Source organism: Marinobacter sp. G11 (assembly GCF_021282325.1).
Classification (GTDB): domain Bacteria; phylum Pseudomonadota; class Gammaproteobacteria; order Pseudomonadales; family Oleiphilaceae; genus Marinobacter; species Marinobacter vinifirmus.
In genome coordinates this window covers 178,287-194,565 of record NZ_JAJSPB010000004.1, presented here as the reverse complement: position 1 = coordinate 194,565, position 16,279 = coordinate 178,287, and the positions used below count along the sequence as shown (strand labels likewise).

The following is a 16,279-nucleotide window of genomic DNA, read 5'->3' as shown; positions in this document are numbered from 1 at the left end:
GTTACAACGGCATGCGCCCGGTTCGCTCCAGCCGCTCGCTCACCCATTTGTGATACAGCTTTGCCAGCGCTGGCCGAATCACCGGCAAACCAATCAGCCAGGCAAGCGGTTTCAGCAGCCAGACCCGCGACATCAACAGAATATAGGCATCCAGTTCCCGGTGGATGTTGCCCCGGCCATCTTCCACATGGAGCTCCTGAAGCGCGGCTTGCGGGTCTATACCACGTTCCTTCAACTCCTCATCACGGCCGGTGATATCTACCCACTCCACCGATTCGCCGGTCCTGCCCGCGAGTCGTTCATAGAGCCTGCGATCCTTTACACAGCTCGGACAGGCGCCATCATAGAACACACGAAGCTGATCGCCTGGTGCCGTCATCGCTATCCCCCCTGCTTGCATCGCATTCATCTGATGACTACACGATAAAGCACTGCGTGGCTCCCGTTAACCCTTCGGGTCTCAGGCATAACCCGCCAGAGGCTGTACCATCGCCCTGAAATGCCAGGCGCGTTTCGATCACAGCCTGGCTCGGGTGCTTTTCGTTCGTGAGTCCCAGATAGCTCATTGCTCATGGATGACGCCGCTATTCAGCCAGCAAACATCAGCACCACACCAAGCCCTTAGAGCACCAGAAATTCGGTCCAGAGACGGCTCAATGATGGCAAGGTCGGCGCCAGAAGCAGAAGTGCCAGGAGCCCGATCAGCAGTCCGTTCTGCATCATATTCGGAGCCGAGGCCGCCGCCGCGTGTTCCAGGTTTGCACGACGGTAGACCATATCGGCAATAGCTAGGAAAAAAGTTTGTACCGCGATGCCCCCGAGAGCATTACTGACAGCCAGCTCCGGGTGCCCGCGGTAGGCCGCCGTTACCGAGAGCACTGAACCACTGAGGGACGTCGCTGCTCCCAGAAGCACGGCTCCAGCGGTTGCCTCACCCAGCCCGGTCCGGTCGGCGAGCTGGTCGACCACCCGAGTGATGCGTGTGCCCGCAATCGCAATGACCAGCGCACAGACGCTGAAAACCACGATGCTCTGTGACAGCGTCCAGCTGTCCAGATCCATGATCGGCAATGTCATCCTCCTGTTGCCTCTGAAGCCTACCGCGCTACCAACGCGAAACGCGCGACAGCGGACCGTGCGAGTGGCCGGGCAGATAAGCGTCGCTATTGTGAAACAAGCCCGCTTCACGCCCATAGTGGCGACTTCCGGTGCAAACGTTCAACCCATGGCTGGGGTTTCCCACAGGTATCACTGTTATCCCACCCCCCTAGACAGCAAACCCATGCATTGGCATATTATGCCAATGCAACGCTGACAGGATGACTCTCATGGCGACGAGAAACATAGTGCTCACGGACCATCAATCCCAGGTAGTCGATCACCTGGTTGCCTCGGGCCGTTATCAAAATGCGAGTGAGGTACTTCGAGCCGGCCTGAGAATGGTCGAAGAAGCCGAGTCCCAATACGTCACGAAGATGAATGACCTCAGAGCCGCCATAAATACGGGCCAGGAAGACCTAGAGGCAGGCAAAACCAGGACATTCACGGGTGACCATTTCGCTACGTACCTTTCTGAACGTGCAGAGCAAGCCATCAGGAAAAAACGGGATACCTGATTACGATGAAACCATGGAAGGTTACGCTCACAGACACTGCTCTAGCCGATCTCGACGATATTCTTGAGACCACCCTTGAAGAATTCGGGACACTGCAGCTGAAACGATACACCGAGCAAATCGAGAGGGCGATCAGGGAGCTTGAAGAAGCCGGAAACCTCGCGCCACTCCTGAAACACAGGTCCGAAATTCGGGCCGGGATCGCTACCTATCCGCTCGCAAGGAAAGGCAAACCCTCGCCCCATCACTTTTATCTTAGGATGAAAAAGGATAGCCACAATCGGTCCGTTATCATTCTTCGGATTTTGCATCAAAGGATGGATCCTGAGGCGCACCTCTAACCACCAAACTATCTGATTTTTGGTTCTCTAAGGGTTAACGTAATTCAGTCCCGGTTTTCCTAACCGTGTATCCGTCAAACCGCCGCTAGTTCAAACCGTTCCAGACTTTACTCACAAAAGCTGTGGATAACTATGTTGGAAACCTAGGGTTAACCAGGCGACACCCTTGCGCCACGGGGGCTCAGGAAAGTTGATGCAAAAACGGACGATGGTAATGAATCTGCCATAAACAGGGCGCCGAAACTCAATGGGAAACCATAGAGACCGTCATTGTACTCACCTTAGCTGGCTATCCTTGCTGCCCCGCCGATTAAAACCGCGTGAAGTCGATTGCTGCTTCTCAAGCGCGGACTGGCAGGCAATGCAAAGCCGCACACCCGGAATGGCCTTGCGGCGAGCTTCAGGAATCGCCCGGTCACACTCCTCACAATAGCGCGCACTCTCACCACCACCAAGCTGGCTCCGTGCCCGCTGCACTTCGTCGTCAACGCTCGCGTCTATCTGATCCTGAACTGCGCCATCCCGTGACCAAACACCAGCCATAGCGTTCTCCGATCAACAAATGAGTAGATCAAGCCTAGGGAACCAGAGGGTAAGCCGCCCTCACCTGCCCCATCACAATCCGGGCATCTTCCGGCTTCAAGCCATGCTTTCGCAACTGCGGCATCACCATCGCGCCGACTTTATTGCAACAACCGCTAACCTGTTAAGTCTTTCTCCTGTGGACTAGGATAGCAAGCAAACCCAGGCAAACAGGATAGGAACCTTGCGGGCTACTCCCTTTCTCATAGACGGCAATGCCGAAACCAGGCCCCTTCTCCGACTGGCATTCAATGAAGGCTTTTCAGAACAGTGGCTGCAGGAACAGCTTTTCAGGAATCCACAAAGCCTCCCCTTTGGCGAGATTAATCCCGGATATCGAGAAGTCGTCCCCCTGTGTATGGAAATGAATACAGCCGCAGGCCCCATCGATATCGTCTACGTAACGCCACAGGGCAAACTGGTCATTGTTGAAACCAAACTCTGGAGAAATCCGGAAGCCAGAAGAAAAGTCATCGGCCAGATTCTGGACTACGCAAAGGAGCTTCAGAACTGGAGCTACTCTGATCTGCAGCGGGAAGTCTCGCGCAGGACTGGAGAAAAAGGAAACGTTCCGTATGCGTTAGTCCAAAACCATTACCCCAACACCGACGAAGCCGAATTCGTTGATGGCATCAGTAACTCGCTTGCACAGGGCGACTTCATGCTGGTGATAGCCGGCGATGGGATCAGAAGCGACACCCAGGCAATGATCCAGTATCTCGACAACACTGCGAACATGAAGTTTACGCTGGCAGTGATCGAAACGGCGGTTTATCAAACGGAAGAGCAAGACCTGACATTCATACAACCTCGGACGCTATTCCAAACCAAAGAGATTCAGAGAACGGTATACATTACTGACTTTGGCGAAACACCATCACCGGTAGATAACCTAAGCACCAGCCAACCATCGTCGTTAATGACTCAATACCATCAGTTCTGGAAAGCGTTTATTGACGATCTCAGGCTCGACGATCCCGACCAGCCAATGGCCAACCCGATAGCAAGAGGCAACGTCTTTTTCCCGATGCCGCCATCCTCAGCGACAGCCTGGATAACGCTCTATTTTTATAAGGCCAAGTCTGAAATCGGCTGTTTCTTGCGTCTGGCCAGCACGGAAGAGGGCTTGTCCCTGTATCAGGAATTGAAAGAGGATGCAGAAGCTATTAATAGCGAATTGCCTTTGACGGTTGAGTGGGATGACAAAAACTGCCGCATCATCACCCATCGACGAATTGAGGGGGATTGGCCGCCGGTATCTGACCCTGGCGTAAAAGCATTTTTTTCCGAAACGCTGAATGCGTTCGTTAATGCCTTCCGGCCACGCATGGAAAGGTTGAGCGCCCTCGAGAACTGAGCGCCAAATGCTTACTGCTCCTTCAATCCACGGTAGTGATCACAAGCCCTATCCCGCTCTCGCGCCAGCCTGGGATCACTATTCCCCATGGCTGAAACTGTCGCCGCATTGCACGCCTGACGAGCCTCATCCAAACCAGACAGCGCTGGCGCCGCGCCGATATTCGCTACCGTGGGCTTGAAAGATATCGCTGCGTTGCAATACCAGACTTGATTCGGTAGAGAGTTTAGTAGGGTGTTGAATAGCTGGCCGAAGTCCATCCGTTTTCCTTAACAGCGGCGTCAATCCGTTTCTTATAACTACACACTAACCTAATTTTCAGGAAACTTCCCATACCGTCAAGGTCAAATTTTGTAAACGTGATACTGAAAAAGCCGCGCGGTTTCCCGAGCGGCTTTTTGCATTCCTGAAGAGCCTACGGAATCAAGCTGCGGCCAGGTAAGCCCCCGCCACCGCCAGCACTCCCCCAATCCCCCGGCTAAACCGGTTATCTGCCTTCAGCATCAGGCTACCCAGCCCACGGCCAACCAGCGTGATGGACAGTGTCGCGATGGAGAAGCCCGCCAGGTAGGCCGCCAACGTAGTTCCTTCCGGCATTTCCGTGCCATGTGCAAAGCCGTGGAACAGCATGAAGGCGCCAACCAGGGTGCCACCCACAGCCGTCGGCAATTTCGCCAGGGTGGCTATGAGGATGCCCGCCACCAGTACCGAGAAGGTGATGCCGGTTTCCACGCCTGGCAGGCTCATGCCGCCCCAGGCCAGGGCGGCGCCGAATACCATGCCGCCGATGACGAAGGCGGGGGTGGCGTTTTTCATGAGTTTGCTCTGGCGCACGCTCCAGAAGCCGATGGCGGCCATAGCCAGCAAGTGATCCAGGCCTAGCATGGGGTGCAGCAGGCCGCTGGTGAAGCCGCCTTCGGTGTGGCCGGGGTGGGCCATGGCGGTGGCGGAGGCAGTCAGCAGCGCGGCGGTGGCGAGAAGTTTTGAAGTCAGTTTCATGGTGTTGCTCCTGGTGGTTCTGTAATCGTATTGGTTCGTTTGCTCAGGCCATTTCGGCCAATTTTTCAGGACGCCTTTCCGGCAGCATGCCGCGCTCCAGAATGAAGCTGATGATGGTGTCCAGCCCTACTCCGTCGTACAGGTTGGTGAACACGAAGGGGCGTTCGCCGCGCATTTTTTTGCTGTCCCGCCCCATTACGTCCAGGGAGGCGTGTACCTGTTCGGCAATGTCGATCTTGTTGATGATCAGCAGGTCGGATTTGGTGATGCCGGGGCCGCCTTTGCGGGGGATTTTGTCGCCGGCGGACACGTCGATCACGTACAGGGTGAGGTCGCTCAGTTCCGGGCTGAAGGTGGCGGAGAGGTTGTCGCCGCCGGATTCCACCAGCACCAATTCCAGGCCCGGGTGACGACTTTGCAGGTCGTCGATGGCGGCCAGGTTCATGGAGGCATCCTCGCGAATAGCCGTGTGGGGGCAGCCGCCGGTTTCCACCCCCAGGATGCGGTCTGCGGCCAGGGCTTCGTGGCGCAGCAGGAAGTCGGCGTCTTCCCGGGTGTAGATGTCGTTGGTGACCACGGCAATGTCGTAGTGGTCCCGCAGGGCGGTGCATAGCTGGCGCAGCAATGCGGTTTTACCAGACCCGACCGGGCCGCCGACGCCTACTCTCAGACAATGTGTCATGGCTGTATCTCCTTGATGTTTTTATTCAGCTTCTGAAAAGCCGTGAATACTGGGTTTCATGCAGGGCACTGCCGAGCGCGAGGCCCGGCAGGATGGGCCCGAGTTCGTGGTCTTGCCGTGCCAGCGCCTGGTCGGTGGCAATCACCAGGGCCGGGCGCAGTTGTTCGATAATCCGTTGGGCGGCGGTGTGGCCCAGGGGCAAGGCTTTGCAGGCCACCGCCAGCTGGTTTTCCAGCCAGGCCCAGGCAAAGCCCAGCAGGGTTTGCCGCACCGGCACCCGGCGTACCTGGGCGGCCCAGGCAAACAGGGTGATGTAGCCGGGCTCGGCCGGAATCAGGGTTCTCTCCGGCAGCAGGTTGAGGTTGCCCAGCAGGGTTTTAAGGGCACCGCCCAGGCGAGTGTCTTCGTCGCTCAGTTCTGCGGTTTCCCGGGTGGCGTGCAGCCACTGGTTCCAGTGCGCGATGGTGGCGCCGTTGTCGTTCGCCCAGGCGGTTTGCAGCCGGGCCAGTAATGGCAGTTCACACCGGCTCAGGCCGTCTTCCAGTACGCCTTCAATCCACCGGGCCAGTTCCGCTTCGTTGTTCACCCAACCCAGCTCAAAGGCACTTTCCAGGCCCTGGGACCAGGCAAAGGCGCCGATGGGCAAAGCCGGGCTGACCAGCTGCATCAGCCCCAGCAAAGCCAGGTCGCCGCCGGGCTCGCTCTCACCCGCCATGGCTGCTGGCTCAGTGGGTGTGCTTGTGGCCGTGAGCATGGGTATGTCCAGCAGCGTGAGTGTGGTCATGGCTTTTACCGTGCAAGTGCTCATGAGAGTCCGCGTGGGAATGGCCATGGCTATGACCGTGCGAATGGCCCTGGCCGGCCTGGTTGTAGGCTCCGGGTTCCGGGTCGAAGGTGGCGGTGTGGTGCACTACGGTGGCGCCCAGGCGTTCGGCCAGTTCTTCCAGTACGTGATCGGGCGGAAAGCGCACGAAGGCGCCCTGCTCGTCTTCACCAATCGCCAGGGTGACGTGGCGGTTGCCCAGGTGGTAGCACAGCCGTGCCAGTGGTAAGCCGGTTTCAATGCGGGCAGTCACCACACGCTCCTCGGCAGCGCGAATGCGGATGATCTCGCCGGATTTCGCTTCCAGCAGGTCGCCATCTCTCAGCACCGGGCCCCGGTCCAGAAACAGGCCCACGTCCAGGTTGGTTTCGGTGGTGGCCCGCAGGCGGCCGCGAATGCGCAGTTCGTAGGGCAGCACCAGGTTGTCGCGGATTTCGCTGGCGTCTACTTGGGTAATGCGTTTTATCAGTTCCAACATCCGTTCGTTCCTCTCCCAGCCTTGAGCTGTCTTGCTTAAAAATCAGCCTTAGGCTGTATTGATTAAAAAAGGTGGTAGCGCTGGGCCAGGGGCAGTTCGGTCGCTGGCTCGCAGGTGAGCAATTCGCCATCGGCGTGCACTTCGTAGGTTTGCGGGTCTACGGTCAGGTGCGGGCAGGCGTCGTTCAGTTTCATGTCTTGCTTGCGCACGCCACGCACGCCCTTGCAGGCGGAGAGCGGGCTGTCCAGGCCCAGCTCTTCGCCAATATTGGCGTCCAGCGCGGCCTGGCTGACGAAGGTCAGGCGGGTGGCACTGGCAGCCTTGCCGAAGGCGCCGAACATGGGGCGGTAGTGCACCGGCTGCGGTGTGGGAATAGAAGCGTTCGGGTCGCCCATGGGGGCGGCGGCAATCATCCCGCCTTTGAGGATGCAGGCGGGCTTCACGCCGAAGAACGCCGGGCTCCAGAGCACCAGGTCCGCCAGCTTGCCCACTTCCACTGAGCCCACCTCATGGGCGATGCCGTGGGTAATGGCGGAGTTGATGGTGTACTTGGCGATGTAGCGTTTGGCGCGGAAGTTGTCGGCGCCGCGTTCCTGGTCTTCCGGCAACAGGCCGCGTTGCACTTTCATCTTGTGGGCCGTTTGCCAGGTTCGGCAGATCACCTCGCCCACCCGGCCCATGGCCTGGGAATCGGAGGAGATCATGGAGATCACGCCCATATCGTGCAGGATGTCTTCCGCCGCGATGGTTTCCCGGCGGATGCGGGAATCGGCGAAGGCCACGTCTTCCGGAATGTTCGGGTCCAGGTGGTGGCACACCATCAGCATATCCAGGTGTTCGTCGATGGTGTTCACGGTGTAGGGCCGGGTCGGGTTGGTGGACGACGGCAGTACGTAGTCCTTTGAGCAGGCGGTAATGATGTCCGGGGCGTGGCCGCCGCCGGCGCCTTCGGTGTGGAAGGTGTGAATGCAGCGGCCTTTGAAGGCGGCCAGGGTGTCTTCCACAAAGCCGGATTCGTTCAGGGTGTCGGTGTGGATGGCCACCTGGATGTCGTACTGGTCGGCCACGGTCAGGCAGTTGTCGATGCTGGCCGGGGTGGTGCCCCAGTCTTCGTGCAGTTTGAGGCCGATCACGCCGGCTTTTACCTGCAGCTCCAGCGCTTCCGGCAGGCTGGCGTTGCCTTTGCCCAGGAAGCCGATGTTCATGGGCAGGCTGTCCACGGCCTGCAGCATCTTGCCGATGTGCCAGGGGCCCGGGGTACAGGTGGTGGCGTTGGTGCCGGTGGCCGGGCCAGTACCGCCGCCGAGCATGGTGGTAACGCCGCTCATCAGGGCTTCTTCCACCTGCTGGGGGCAGATGAAGTGAATGTGGGGGTCGATGCCGCCAGCGGTGAGGATTTTACCTTCCCCGGCGATGATTTCGGTGCCGGGGCCGATGACGATGGTCACATCTGGCTGGGTGTCCGGGTTGCCGGCTTTGCCGATGGCGGCGATGCGGCCTTTCTGGATGCCCACGTCGGCTTTGACAATGCCCCACCAGTCGAGGATGAGGGCGTTGGTGATGACGGTGTCCATCACTTCGTGGTCGCAGCGCTGGCTCTGGCCCATGCCGTCGCGGATGACTTTACCGCCGCCGAATTTCACTTCGTCGCCGTAGTGGGTGTGGTCTTCTTCCACTTCAATCCACAGTTCGGTGTCGCCCAGGCGGACCCGGTCCCCGACTGTGGGGCCGTACATGTCGGCGTAGGCTTGTCTGCTGATTTTCATGTTTTTTCTCGCTTTAACCTTGGTGCCTGGCCCGGCGGGGGTTGCCCTTCCGGGAAACGCTCCTTGCGGCACATCCCTGTGGCGCTTGTTCTCCGGCATCCATGCCTCCGCACATTCCCGGAAGGGCAACCCCCGCCGGACCTCAGACTTAGTTCTTGGAGTCCAAACTCCCCATCACTTCCGCTCGGAAGCCATAGATTTCGCGATTTCCGGCAAACGGAATCAGTGTCACGGATCGGGTCTGGCCGGGCTCAAAACGAATAGCGGTGCCGGCGGCCACGTCCAGTCGGAAGCCGCGGGCTTTGGCGCGGTCGAAATCCAGAGCCGGGTTGGCTTCGGCGAAGTGGTAGTGGGAGCCGATCTGTACCGGGCGGTCGCCGGTGTTGGCGACGTCCAGCTGGACGCGTTCGCGGCCGGCGCAGAGTTCGATGTCGCCGTCTTTGAGTTGGTATTCACCGGGGGTCATGGCGCGTTCCTCAAACAATCGGGTTGTGGACGGTGACCAGTTTGGTGCCGTCCGGGAAGGTGGCTTCCACCTGGACTTCGTGCACCATGTCGGCGACGCCGTCCATCACATCCTCGCGGGTGAGGATTTCGGTGCCGGCGCTCATCAGTTCGGCCACGGTGCGGCCTTCGCGGGCGCCTTCCATGATTTCGGCGCTGATCAGGGCCACCGCTTCGGGGTAGTTCAGTTTCAGGCCTTTGGCTTTGCGGCGTTCGGCCAGCAGGGCGGCGGTGAACAGCAGCAGCTTGTCTTTGTCTCTGGGGGTGAGTTCCATGGATGACTCCGTTGTCTCGTATGCGTCAGGTAAGCCAGATTCTGGGTGTGTGGGCCGGTACGCTTGCGAGCATGGGGCGCAGCAGGTGCCAGGCCTGTTCGCACAGGGCCCAGGCTTCGTTGCGTTCGGTGCCAAGGTAGCGCAAGAGCAACACGCCCCGGCGCCGGGTGACGGCCCAGCGGTTGTGGCCTGGTAACTGCTCTCTCAGCACTTCGATGGCGGCGGCTTCGTCGTCCAGGCCGACGGCCCAGAGGGTGGCCTGTACAGTGGCGCCGCCCTGGCCCCAGGGACCGTTGAACCGGCGGTGTTTCGGGTCCAGCAACTGGCGTTCCAGCCACAGCGGTTGGCCGTCCAGGCTTAAATGGAAACGCTGTTCCAGTTCGCCGGTGCCAAACGGCAGGTCGCTGGCCGGGCGGCCCAGCGCGAGCACTTCCCAGCCCAGGGTGCGAGCGCCGGCTGCCAGTTCAATGGTGGTGGTTTGCAAACCACGGGAGCCGTCGAAGGCGATGGTTTCCTGGGGCAGGTATTCCAGGATCGCGTCTTTGGCTACCTGCAACCGGGTGTGCTGACCCCAGGCCACGCCATGGCTGTCGGCCTTGTACAGTTTCGCCGCGGCCGGGGTGGTCAGAAGCGCGTGGCCACCCTCGGCCACAGAGGCTTCGATGCGCAGTTCGTCGCCGCTCACCAGACCACCCGGGGGATGCAGCAGGTACACGTGGCAGCAGCCGGTTTTGCCCTCCGGGTAGAAGGGGCGCTGCACCCGCAATGGACCATGGTGGCGCCGGCGCACCAACCGGGTTACCGGCGCCGGTTCGCTCTCGGCGCGGGCTTCAAAGCCCAGTTCCAGGGCCGCCGCCCAGCGCCGTTCCGTGTCGAAACGGTGGCCGGAGGCGTGGCGGTCGATGGCTTGGTAGGCGGTCATACGGTCAGGTGCTGTTTGATGAGTTCATCGGTCAGCCCGGTAATATCGCCTTCCGCCACACGCCGGCCCCGGTCGAGGATGGCGAAGCGGTCGGCGTATTTGCGGGCAAACGGCAGTTTCTGCTCCACCAGCAGCACAGTCAGGCCGTCTTCTTCAATCAACCGACGAATCACCTCGCCAATCTGGGCCACGATGTTGGGCTGGATGCCCTCCCCCGGCTCGTCGAGGATCAGCAGCCTCGGCTCAATCACCAGCGCCCGGCCAATGGCCAGCTGTTGCTGCTGGCCGCCGGAGAGGTCGCCGCCGCGGCGGTGTTTCATTTCTTTCAGCACCGGGAAGAGTTCGTAGATGCGCTCGGGGATTTGCTTACTGCCATCGGCCCGCACCGCCAGGCCGGTGCGCAGGTTTTCCTCCACGGTAAGCAGTGGGAAAATCTGCCGGCCCTGGGGCACGTAGCCGATGCCCAGGCGGGAGCGGTCCTCGATTTTCTTTTTGGTAAGTTCCACATCCTGGGCAAACTCGATGGCACCGCTTTTCACGGTTTCCTCGCCCATGATGCATTTCATCAGAGTGGTCTTGCCTACGCCGTTGCGGCCCATCACGCAGGTACACTGGCCCTGGGGCACGTCCAGCTCCAGATCCCAGAGAGTGTGGCTTTCGCCGTAGAACTGGTTGAGCTTTTCAATCTTGAGCATCAGGCCTCCTCCCCGAGATACACCTTGATCACGTCCGGGTCGTTGGAGACCTGGCCCATGGTGCCTTCGGCCAGCACACTGCCCTGGTGCAGTACCGTGACTTTGCGGGCGATGGAGCGCACGAAGCCCATGTCGTGCTCTACCACCACCACGGACTGTTTGCCCGCGAGACTGGTGAGCAACTCGGCGGTGCGTTCCATTTCCTGTTCGGTCATGCCGGCCACGGGTTCATCCACCAGCAGCAGCCGGGGTTTCTGCATCAGCAGCATGCCGATCTCCAGCCATTGTTTCTGGCCGTGGGAGAGGATGCCGGCGGGTTTGTCGCGCAGCGCCTGCAAACCGATCATTTCCAGGATTTCGTCAATCCGGTCCCGGTATTCCGCGGTCATGATGGCGGTCAGGGTGGGCAGGATGCGTTTGTCGGCTGCCATGGCCAGTTCGAGGTTTTCGAATACGGTCAGGGCCTCAAACACGGTGGGCTTCTGGAACTTGCGACCAATGCCCAGGGTGGCAATGTCCGGCTCGTTCATGCGCAGCAGGTTGTGGCGGCTGCCGAACCACACCGAGCCGGTATCGGGCCGGGTTTTACCGGTGATGATGTCCATCATGGTGGTTTTGCCCGCCCCGTTGGGACCGATGATGCAACGCAGTTCGCCGTCGTCGATGGTGAGGTTGAGGTTGTTGATGGCCTTGAAGCCATCGAAACTCACACTCACGTCTTCCATGTACAGGATCGGCCCGTGGCGCACGTCGACCGGCGACGCCACGGGGGTGAGAAAATCGAACACCTGGTCCCGGTTAGTGAGTTGTTCAAAGATGCTCATGCTGTGGCCTCCTGAGCGCCGGGTTGGTCATCGTCCTTCTGGCGGCGTTTCTGTAGCAGGCCAGCAATGCCCTTCGGCAGGAACACAGTCACCAGCACGAACAGCGCACCCAGGGCAAACAGCCAGGCGTCCGGCATGATGCCCGTGAACACGGTTTTGGCGTAGTTCACCAGGATGGCGCCAATCACCGCGCCGTATAGGGTGGCGCGGCCACCGAGGGCGACCCACACCACGATTTCGATGGAGAACAGCGGCGAGAATTCGCTGGGGTTGATGATGCCCACCTGTGGCACATACAACGCGCCGGCCACACCCGCCAGCATGGCGGAGACCACGAACACAAACAGCTGCACCCGCTCCACCCGGTAACCCAGGAACCGGGTACGGGCTTCGGCATCGCGGCAGGCCACGCTGACCCGGCCCAGCTTGCTGGTCACAATGGCACGGCACACGACATAGCCCACTGCCAGCGCGATGCCGGTCGCCAGGAAAAGGCCAAGTCGGGTGGCGTCGCTGCGCAGGTTGAAGCCGAGGATGTCTTTGAAATCGGTCAGGCCGTTGTTGCCACCGAAGCCCATCTCGTTGCGGAAGAACGCCAGCATCAACGCAAAGGTGAGTGCCTGGGTGATGATGGAGAGGTATACGCCGGTTACCCGGGAGCGGAAGGCCAGGAAGCCGAACACCAGCGCCAGCAGGCCCGGCGCCAGCAGCACCATGATGAAGGCGAACCAGGCCATATCGAAGCCCTGCCAGTACCAGGGCAACTCCTGCCAGTTCAGGAACACCATGAAGTCCGGCAACACAGGATCGCCATACACGCCGCGATCACCGATCTGGCGCATCAGGTACATGCCCATGGCGTAGCCGCCGAGGGCAAAGAAGGCGCCGTGGCCCAGACTGAGAATGCCCAGATAACCCCACACCAGGTCCACCGCCACCGCCAGCAGGGCGTAGCACAGGTACTTACCCAAAAGGGTAACGGTGTAAGCACTTACATGCAGGGCACTGTCTTCCGGCATAAACAGATGCAGGAAGGTAACCACCACCAGGGCGGCGAACAGCACACCAAGGAAAACTTGGGTGGAACGCTCCTGGAAGGGCCGGAGCAGCCAGGTTTGTGATGTCGCCATAACTCAGCCCTCCGCCGCCCGGCCTTTCTGCGGGAATAGCCCGCGTGGCCGCTTTTGAATGAACAGGATGATCAGCACCAGCACCATGATTTTGGCGAGGACCGCACCCGCCCAGGGTTCCAGCAGCTGGTTGATGGTGCCGAGGGAAAGCCCGGCAATGAGGGTGCCCCAGAGATTGCCCACACCACCGAACACCACCACCATGAACGAGTCGATGATGTAGTTCTGGCCCAGGTTGGGGCCCACGTTGGTGATCTGCGACAGGGCCACGCCCGCCAGCCCGGCCACACCGGAGCCCAGGGCGAAGGTCATGATGTCCACTTTGGTGGCTTTAATGCCCATGGAGCGGGCCATGGCCCGGTTCTGGGTAACAGCACGGACTTCCAGCCCCAGGCGAGTCTTGCGCATGATCAGCATCAGCCCGGCGAATACCACCAGGGCAAAGCCAATCACGTACAGGCGGTTCAGGGTGAGGGATAAGGCTTCGTTGATCATGATCGAACCGCTCATCCACTCCGGGGTCACCACGCTGCGGTTGAGCGGAGAAATCACGGTACGCACCAGTTGCTGAAGAATCAGGCTGATACCGAAGGTGGCCAGCAGGGTTTCCAGCGGGCGGCCTTTCAGGTACTGGATCACGCTGCGCTCAATGGCGATGCCCGCCAGCGCCGCCACCAGGAATCCGGCCGGGATGGACAGGATCAGGGCCAGGCCAGGCTGGCCCGGGAACAGTTGCTGCATGCCCCAGGTGGTGTAGGCACCGAGCATGATCAGCTCGCCATGGGCCATGTTGATCACGCCCATCACACCAAAGGTGATGGCGAGGCCAATGGCGGCCAGTACCAGTACCGAGCCGAGGGACAGGCCAAAATACAGGGTTTCGGCAGCGCGGTTGAGTTTCAGTTTCTGCTCAATGCTGGCCAGGGCTTTCTCGGCCGCAGCCGCCAGCGCAGGGTCATCGCTGTTAACGGCATTATTCAGGGCGGCACGCACAGTCGGGTTCAGGCTGCCAGACAAAGTGGCTACCGCCTCAACATCGCCCTGCTCCACCTGGTAAATGGCCAGGGCATTGGTGAGCATGTCACGCACCTGGCCGTTGTCTTCCACCTGCAAACGGGCCTGCAGCTGGGTGGCCAGCGCTTCATTCACTTCGCCCAGCAGATTGCGCGCGGCATCAAGGCGTTGGCCTGGGTCGGCCACGGTCAGGTCGATAACCGAGAGGATGCCCTCGATGTCGGCCCGCAGGGCGTTGTTCACCCGCAGGCTTTGCAGATCACGGCGCGACATTTCACCCAGGTCTTCGCCGGTGAGGGCGTCGGCGATCTGCCAGTTACGGCCCCGGTTGTTAACCACAATCACCAGGGCACCGGTGTCTTCAATCATCGCGAGTTTGCCGTCGCGAACGGCTTCCAGCCAGCCCCGGGCGCGTTCGTCGCCGGTTTCGGAGAGGGCTTTGAGTAAGTCGGTTTTTTCAGCTTGCCCGGCTTCTACGAGCCGTTTCAACAGCGCTTCGGGCGCATCGGTCTGCGCCTGGGCATTCGCCAGTGTGGCCCCTAGGGCCAGACAGACAGCCAATACCATCCTGGCGAGCAATCGGTGAATGCTCATGATTCATTCCTGTTGGCTTGGGAATTCGGGAGCGGTGCCGGGCAGGCTCAGGCCTGCCCGGCTGTGCCCGGTTGGAGCTTAGTTGGAGGCCACGTCAGCCGAGCCACCACCGCACTTGCCGGTGACCACGTTGAAGTTGCCGCAGCGCAGGGGCGCGCGCCAGTCGCTGATCAGATCCTTGGAGCCCGGCAGGAAGTCAGACCAGGCATCGCCAGCCACGGTGGACGGGGTTTCCCAGACTACGGAGAACTGGCCGTTGTCCTGGATCTCGCCAATCAGCACCGGCTTGGTGATGTGATGGTTCGGCATCATGGTGGCGTAGCCGCCGGTGAGGTTGGGCACGCTCACCCCGATGATGGCGTCTTTCACTTCATCCACGTCGGCGGTGCCGGCTTTCTTGACCGCTTCAACGTACATGTTGAAACCGATGTAGTGGGCTTCCATCGGGTCGTTGGTGACGGCGGCATCGTCGCCCTTGTAGGCAACCCAGGCGTCGATGAAGTCGTAGTTGGCGTCGTTATCCACGCTCATGAAGTAGTTCCAGGCAGCCAGGTGGCCAACCAGCGGAGCGGTGTCGATGCCGGAGAGTTCCTGTTCACCCACGGAGAACGCAACCACGGGAATGTCGGTGGCGGAAATGCCCTGGTTGCCCAGTTCACGGTAGAAGGGCACGTTGGCGTCGCCGTTGATGGTGGAGACCACGGCGGTCTTCTTGCCGGCGCTACCGAACTTCTTGATGTCAGACACGATGGTCTGCCAGTCAGAGTGGCCGAAAGGCGTGTAGTTGATCATGATGTCGCCGGCGGCCACGCCTTTGTCTTTCAGGTAGGTTTCCAGAATCTTGTTGGTGGTGCGAGGGTAAACGTAGTCGGTGCCCGCCAGCACCCAGCGCTCAACACCCAGATCGTTCATCAGGTAATCCACCGCCGGAATCGCCTGCTGGTTGGGCGCCGCACCGGTGTAGAACACGTTTTCAGATGATTCCTCACCCTCGTACTGAACCGGGTAGAACAGCAGGCCGTTCAGTTCCTCAACCACTGGCAGTACGGATTTACGGGACACCGAGGTCCAGTTACCGAAGATCACGTCGACCTTTTCTTTCTCCAGCAGCTCACGGGCTTTCTCCGCGAACAGCGGCCAGTTGGAAGCCGGGTCAACCACCACCGGCTCCAGCTGGCGGCCAAGTACGCCACCGGCGGCGTTCTGCTTTTCAATCAGCATCAGCATGGTGTCTTTCAGCGCGGTCTCACTGATGGCCATGGTGCCGGACAGGGAATGGAGAATACCCACTTTGATGGGGTCTTCGGCGGCAAACGCGGTATTGATGGAACCGAGGGAGACAGACAGCGCCAATGCAGAGAGGCCCAGTTTCACGTGTTTTTTGATGCTCATGTTGTGCGTCCTTTTCGTTGGGTTATGAGTCGTCAACGCCTGAACCCCATAGCATCAGCTGTTCCAACACCACAGAAAATACTTTAAAAACATTATGTTATATATTATTCAGCGCTCATTTCGTAATCGCGCCACAAGATAGCGCACTAACCTTTGCTTCAATTCAGTGCACCGGGCAACCAAGCGCGCTGTTTGTGTGCACGACGCTCGCAGCACCCAAACCATGAACCCAAATTCACCGAAATACTCACAACGATGTAAGACATCTCGCACACACCAACGAGC

The 16,279-nt window shown here is 59.9% G+C and carries 19 protein-coding genes; 3 read left to right on the top strand and 16 right to left on the bottom strand.

Annotation, left to right across the window (positions count from 1 at the left end):
• Window position 1: 1 nt before the first annotated feature.
• Together LWH94_RS04485 and LWH94_RS04480 are read right to left on the bottom strand one after the other, a co-directional pair.
• Window positions 2-379 carry a thiol-disulfide oxidoreductase DCC family protein gene (locus tag LWH94_RS04485; RefSeq protein WP_232901381.1) on the bottom strand — a complete coding sequence of 126 codons (378 nt, stop codon included), beginning with the start codon at window positions 377-379 and terminating at the stop codon, window positions 2-4.
• 242 nt (window positions 380-621) lie between these two features.
• A complete protein-coding gene (locus tag LWH94_RS04480) occupies window positions 622-1,062 on the bottom strand; it encodes a hypothetical protein (RefSeq protein ID WP_232901397.1) in 441 nt (146 codons plus the stop codon).
• Window positions 1,063-1,328: 266 nt separating this feature from the next.
• Here LWH94_RS04480 and LWH94_RS04475 point away from each other — a divergent pair, with 266 nt between their 5' ends.
• Entirely contained in the window at window positions 1,329-1,616 is a 288-nt protein-coding gene (locus tag LWH94_RS04475) for a type II toxin-antitoxin system ParD family antitoxin (RefSeq protein ID WP_232901380.1), read from the top strand.
• Between the two features lie 5 nt (window positions 1,617-1,621).
• Window positions 1,622-1,957 carry a type II toxin-antitoxin system RelE/ParE family toxin gene (locus LWH94_RS19570; protein ID WP_199456696.1) on the top strand — a complete coding sequence of 112 codons (336 nt, stop codon included), beginning with the start codon at window positions 1,622-1,624 and terminating at the stop codon, window positions 1,955-1,957.
• 276 nt (window positions 1,958-2,233) lie between these two features.
• Here LWH94_RS19570 and LWH94_RS04465 read toward each other — a convergent pair whose 3' ends face one another.
• Window positions 2,234-2,500, bottom strand: coding sequence for a DksA/TraR family C4-type zinc finger protein (locus LWH94_RS04465; RefSeq protein ID WP_232901379.1), 267 nt, complete (start codon window positions 2,498-2,500; stop codon window positions 2,234-2,236).
• A 223-nt stretch (window positions 2,501-2,723) separates the two neighbouring features.
• Here LWH94_RS04465 and LWH94_RS04460 point away from each other — a divergent pair, with 223 nt between their 5' ends.
• Window positions 2,724-3,896, top strand: coding sequence for a DUF4268 domain-containing protein (locus LWH94_RS04460; RefSeq protein WP_232901378.1), 1,173 nt, complete (start codon window positions 2,724-2,726; stop codon window positions 3,894-3,896).
• A 423-nt stretch (window positions 3,897-4,319) separates the two neighbouring features.
• Here the strand turns inward: LWH94_RS04460 and LWH94_RS04455 are convergent, their stop codons facing one another.
• The 13 genes from LWH94_RS04455 to urtA form a co-directional block, all read right to left on the bottom strand.
• A complete protein-coding gene (locus LWH94_RS04455; protein ID WP_232901377.1) occupies window positions 4,320-4,895 on the bottom strand; it encodes a HupE/UreJ family protein in 576 nt (191 codons plus the stop codon).
• Window positions 4,896-4,938: 43 nt separating this feature from the next.
• Window positions 4,939-5,577 carry an urease accessory protein UreG gene (gene ureG, locus LWH94_RS04450; protein ID WP_232901376.1) on the bottom strand — a complete coding sequence of 213 codons (639 nt, stop codon included), beginning with the start codon at window positions 5,575-5,577 and terminating at the stop codon, window positions 4,939-4,941.
• 25 nt (window positions 5,578-5,602) lie between these two features.
• Window positions 5,603-6,331, bottom strand: a complete 729-nt coding sequence (locus LWH94_RS04445) for an urease accessory protein UreF (protein ID WP_414673940.1) — start codon at window positions 6,329-6,331, stop codon at window positions 5,603-5,605.
• Entirely contained in the window at window positions 6,303-6,878 is a 576-nt protein-coding gene (gene ureE / locus LWH94_RS04440; protein WP_232901375.1) for an urease accessory protein UreE, read from the bottom strand. The genes LWH94_RS04445 and ureE overlap by 29 nt, the downstream gene beginning before the upstream one ends.
• Window positions 6,879-6,940: 62 nt before the next feature.
• Complete coding sequence (gene ureC / locus LWH94_RS04435; protein ID WP_232901374.1) at window positions 6,941-8,644, bottom strand: urease subunit alpha; 1,704 nt, start codon at window positions 8,642-8,644, stop codon at window positions 6,941-6,943.
• Window positions 8,645-8,792: 148 nt separating this feature from the next.
• Complete coding sequence (locus LWH94_RS04430; protein WP_232901373.1) at window positions 8,793-9,110, bottom strand: urease subunit beta; 318 nt, start codon at window positions 9,108-9,110, stop codon at window positions 8,793-8,795.
• A 10-nt stretch (window positions 9,111-9,120) separates the two neighbouring features.
• A complete protein-coding gene (ureA, locus tag LWH94_RS04425; RefSeq protein WP_022992779.1) occupies window positions 9,121-9,423 on the bottom strand; it encodes an urease subunit gamma in 303 nt (100 codons plus the stop codon).
• A gap of 25 nt (window positions 9,424-9,448) precedes the next feature.
• Window positions 9,449-10,345 carry an urease accessory protein UreD gene (locus tag LWH94_RS04420; protein ID WP_232901372.1) on the bottom strand — a complete coding sequence of 299 codons (897 nt, stop codon included), beginning with the start codon at window positions 10,343-10,345 and terminating at the stop codon, window positions 9,449-9,451.
• Entirely contained in the window at window positions 10,342-11,040 is a 699-nt protein-coding gene (gene urtE / locus LWH94_RS04415; RefSeq protein ID WP_094623767.1) for an urea ABC transporter ATP-binding subunit UrtE, read from the bottom strand. The genes LWH94_RS04420 and urtE overlap by 4 nt, the downstream gene beginning before the upstream one ends.
• Window positions 11,040-11,864 (bottom strand): urea ABC transporter ATP-binding protein UrtD, encoded by an 825-nt coding sequence (urtD, locus tag LWH94_RS04410; RefSeq protein ID WP_232901371.1) that lies wholly within the window; start codon window positions 11,862-11,864, stop codon window positions 11,040-11,042. The genes urtE and urtD overlap by 1 nt, the downstream gene beginning before the upstream one ends.
• A complete protein-coding gene (gene urtC, locus LWH94_RS04405; RefSeq protein ID WP_232901370.1) occupies window positions 11,861-12,994 on the bottom strand; it encodes an urea ABC transporter permease subunit UrtC in 1,134 nt (377 codons plus the stop codon). The genes urtD and urtC overlap by 4 nt, the downstream gene beginning before the upstream one ends.
• Before the next feature lie 3 nt (window positions 12,995-12,997).
• On the bottom strand, window positions 12,998-14,602 hold the full coding sequence (gene urtB / locus LWH94_RS04400) for an urea ABC transporter permease subunit UrtB (RefSeq protein ID WP_232901369.1): 1,605 nt from the start codon (window positions 14,600-14,602) through the stop codon (window positions 12,998-13,000).
• Between the two features lie 78 nt (window positions 14,603-14,680).
• Window positions 14,681-15,994, bottom strand: a complete 1,314-nt coding sequence (urtA, locus tag LWH94_RS04395) for an urea ABC transporter substrate-binding protein (RefSeq protein ID WP_232901368.1) — start codon at window positions 15,992-15,994, stop codon at window positions 14,681-14,683.
• Window positions 15,995-16,279: the final 285 nt, after the last annotated feature.

Bases quoted from the DNA above. Each gene is read 5' to 3' on its own strand.
- LWH94_RS04485 (WP_232901381.1), bottom strand. From the start codon at position 379: ATGACGGCACCAGGCGATCAGCTTCGTGTGTTCTATGATGGCGCCTGT.
- LWH94_RS04480 (WP_232901397.1), bottom strand. From the start codon at position 1,062: ATGGATCTGGACAGCTGGACGCTGTCACAGAGCATCGTGGTTTTCAGC.
- LWH94_RS04475 (WP_232901380.1), top strand. From the start codon at position 1,329: ATGGCGACGAGAAACATAGTGCTCACGGACCATCAATCCCAGGTAGTC.
- LWH94_RS19570 (WP_199456696.1), top strand. From the start codon at position 1,622: ATGAAACCATGGAAGGTTACGCTCACAGACACTGCTCTAGCCGATCTC.
- LWH94_RS04465 (WP_232901379.1), bottom strand. From the start codon at position 2,500: ATGGCTGGTGTTTGGTCACGGGATGGCGCAGTTCAGGATCAGATAGAC.
- LWH94_RS04455 (WP_232901377.1), bottom strand. From the start codon at position 4,895: ATGAAACTGACTTCAAAACTTCTCGCCACCGCCGCGCTGCTGACTGCC.
- ureG (WP_232901376.1), bottom strand. From the start codon at position 5,577: ATGACACATTGTCTGAGAGTAGGCGTCGGCGGCCCGGTCGGGTCTGGT.
- LWH94_RS04445 (WP_414673940.1), bottom strand. From the start codon at position 6,331: ATGCTCACGGCCACAAGCACACCCACTGAGCCAGCAGCCATGGCGGGT.
- ureE (WP_232901375.1), bottom strand. From the start codon at position 6,878: ATGTTGGAACTGATAAAACGCATTACCCAAGTAGACGCCAGCGAAATC.
- ureC (WP_232901374.1), bottom strand. From the start codon at position 8,644: ATGAAAATCAGCAGACAAGCCTACGCCGACATGTACGGCCCCACAGTC.
- LWH94_RS04430 (WP_232901373.1), bottom strand. From the start codon at position 9,110: ATGACCCCCGGTGAATACCAACTCAAAGACGGCGACATCGAACTCTGC.
- ureA (WP_022992779.1), bottom strand. From the start codon at position 9,423: ATGGAACTCACCCCCAGAGACAAAGACAAGCTGCTGCTGTTCACCGCC.
- LWH94_RS04420 (WP_232901372.1), bottom strand. From the start codon at position 10,345: ATGACCGCCTACCAAGCCATCGACCGCCACGCCTCCGGCCACCGTTTC.
- urtE (WP_094623767.1), bottom strand. From the start codon at position 11,040: ATGCTCAAGATTGAAAAGCTCAACCAGTTCTACGGCGAAAGCCACACT.
- urtD (WP_232901371.1), bottom strand. From the start codon at position 11,864: ATGAGCATCTTTGAACAACTCACTAACCGGGACCAGGTGTTCGATTTT.
- urtC (WP_232901370.1), bottom strand. From the start codon at position 12,994: ATGGCGACATCACAAACCTGGCTGCTCCGGCCCTTCCAGGAGCGTTCC.
- urtB (WP_232901369.1), bottom strand. From the start codon at position 14,602: ATGAGCATTCACCGATTGCTCGCCAGGATGGTATTGGCTGTCTGTCTG.
- urtA (WP_232901368.1), bottom strand. From the start codon at position 15,994: ATGAGCATCAAAAAACACGTGAAACTGGGCCTCTCTGCATTGGCGCTG.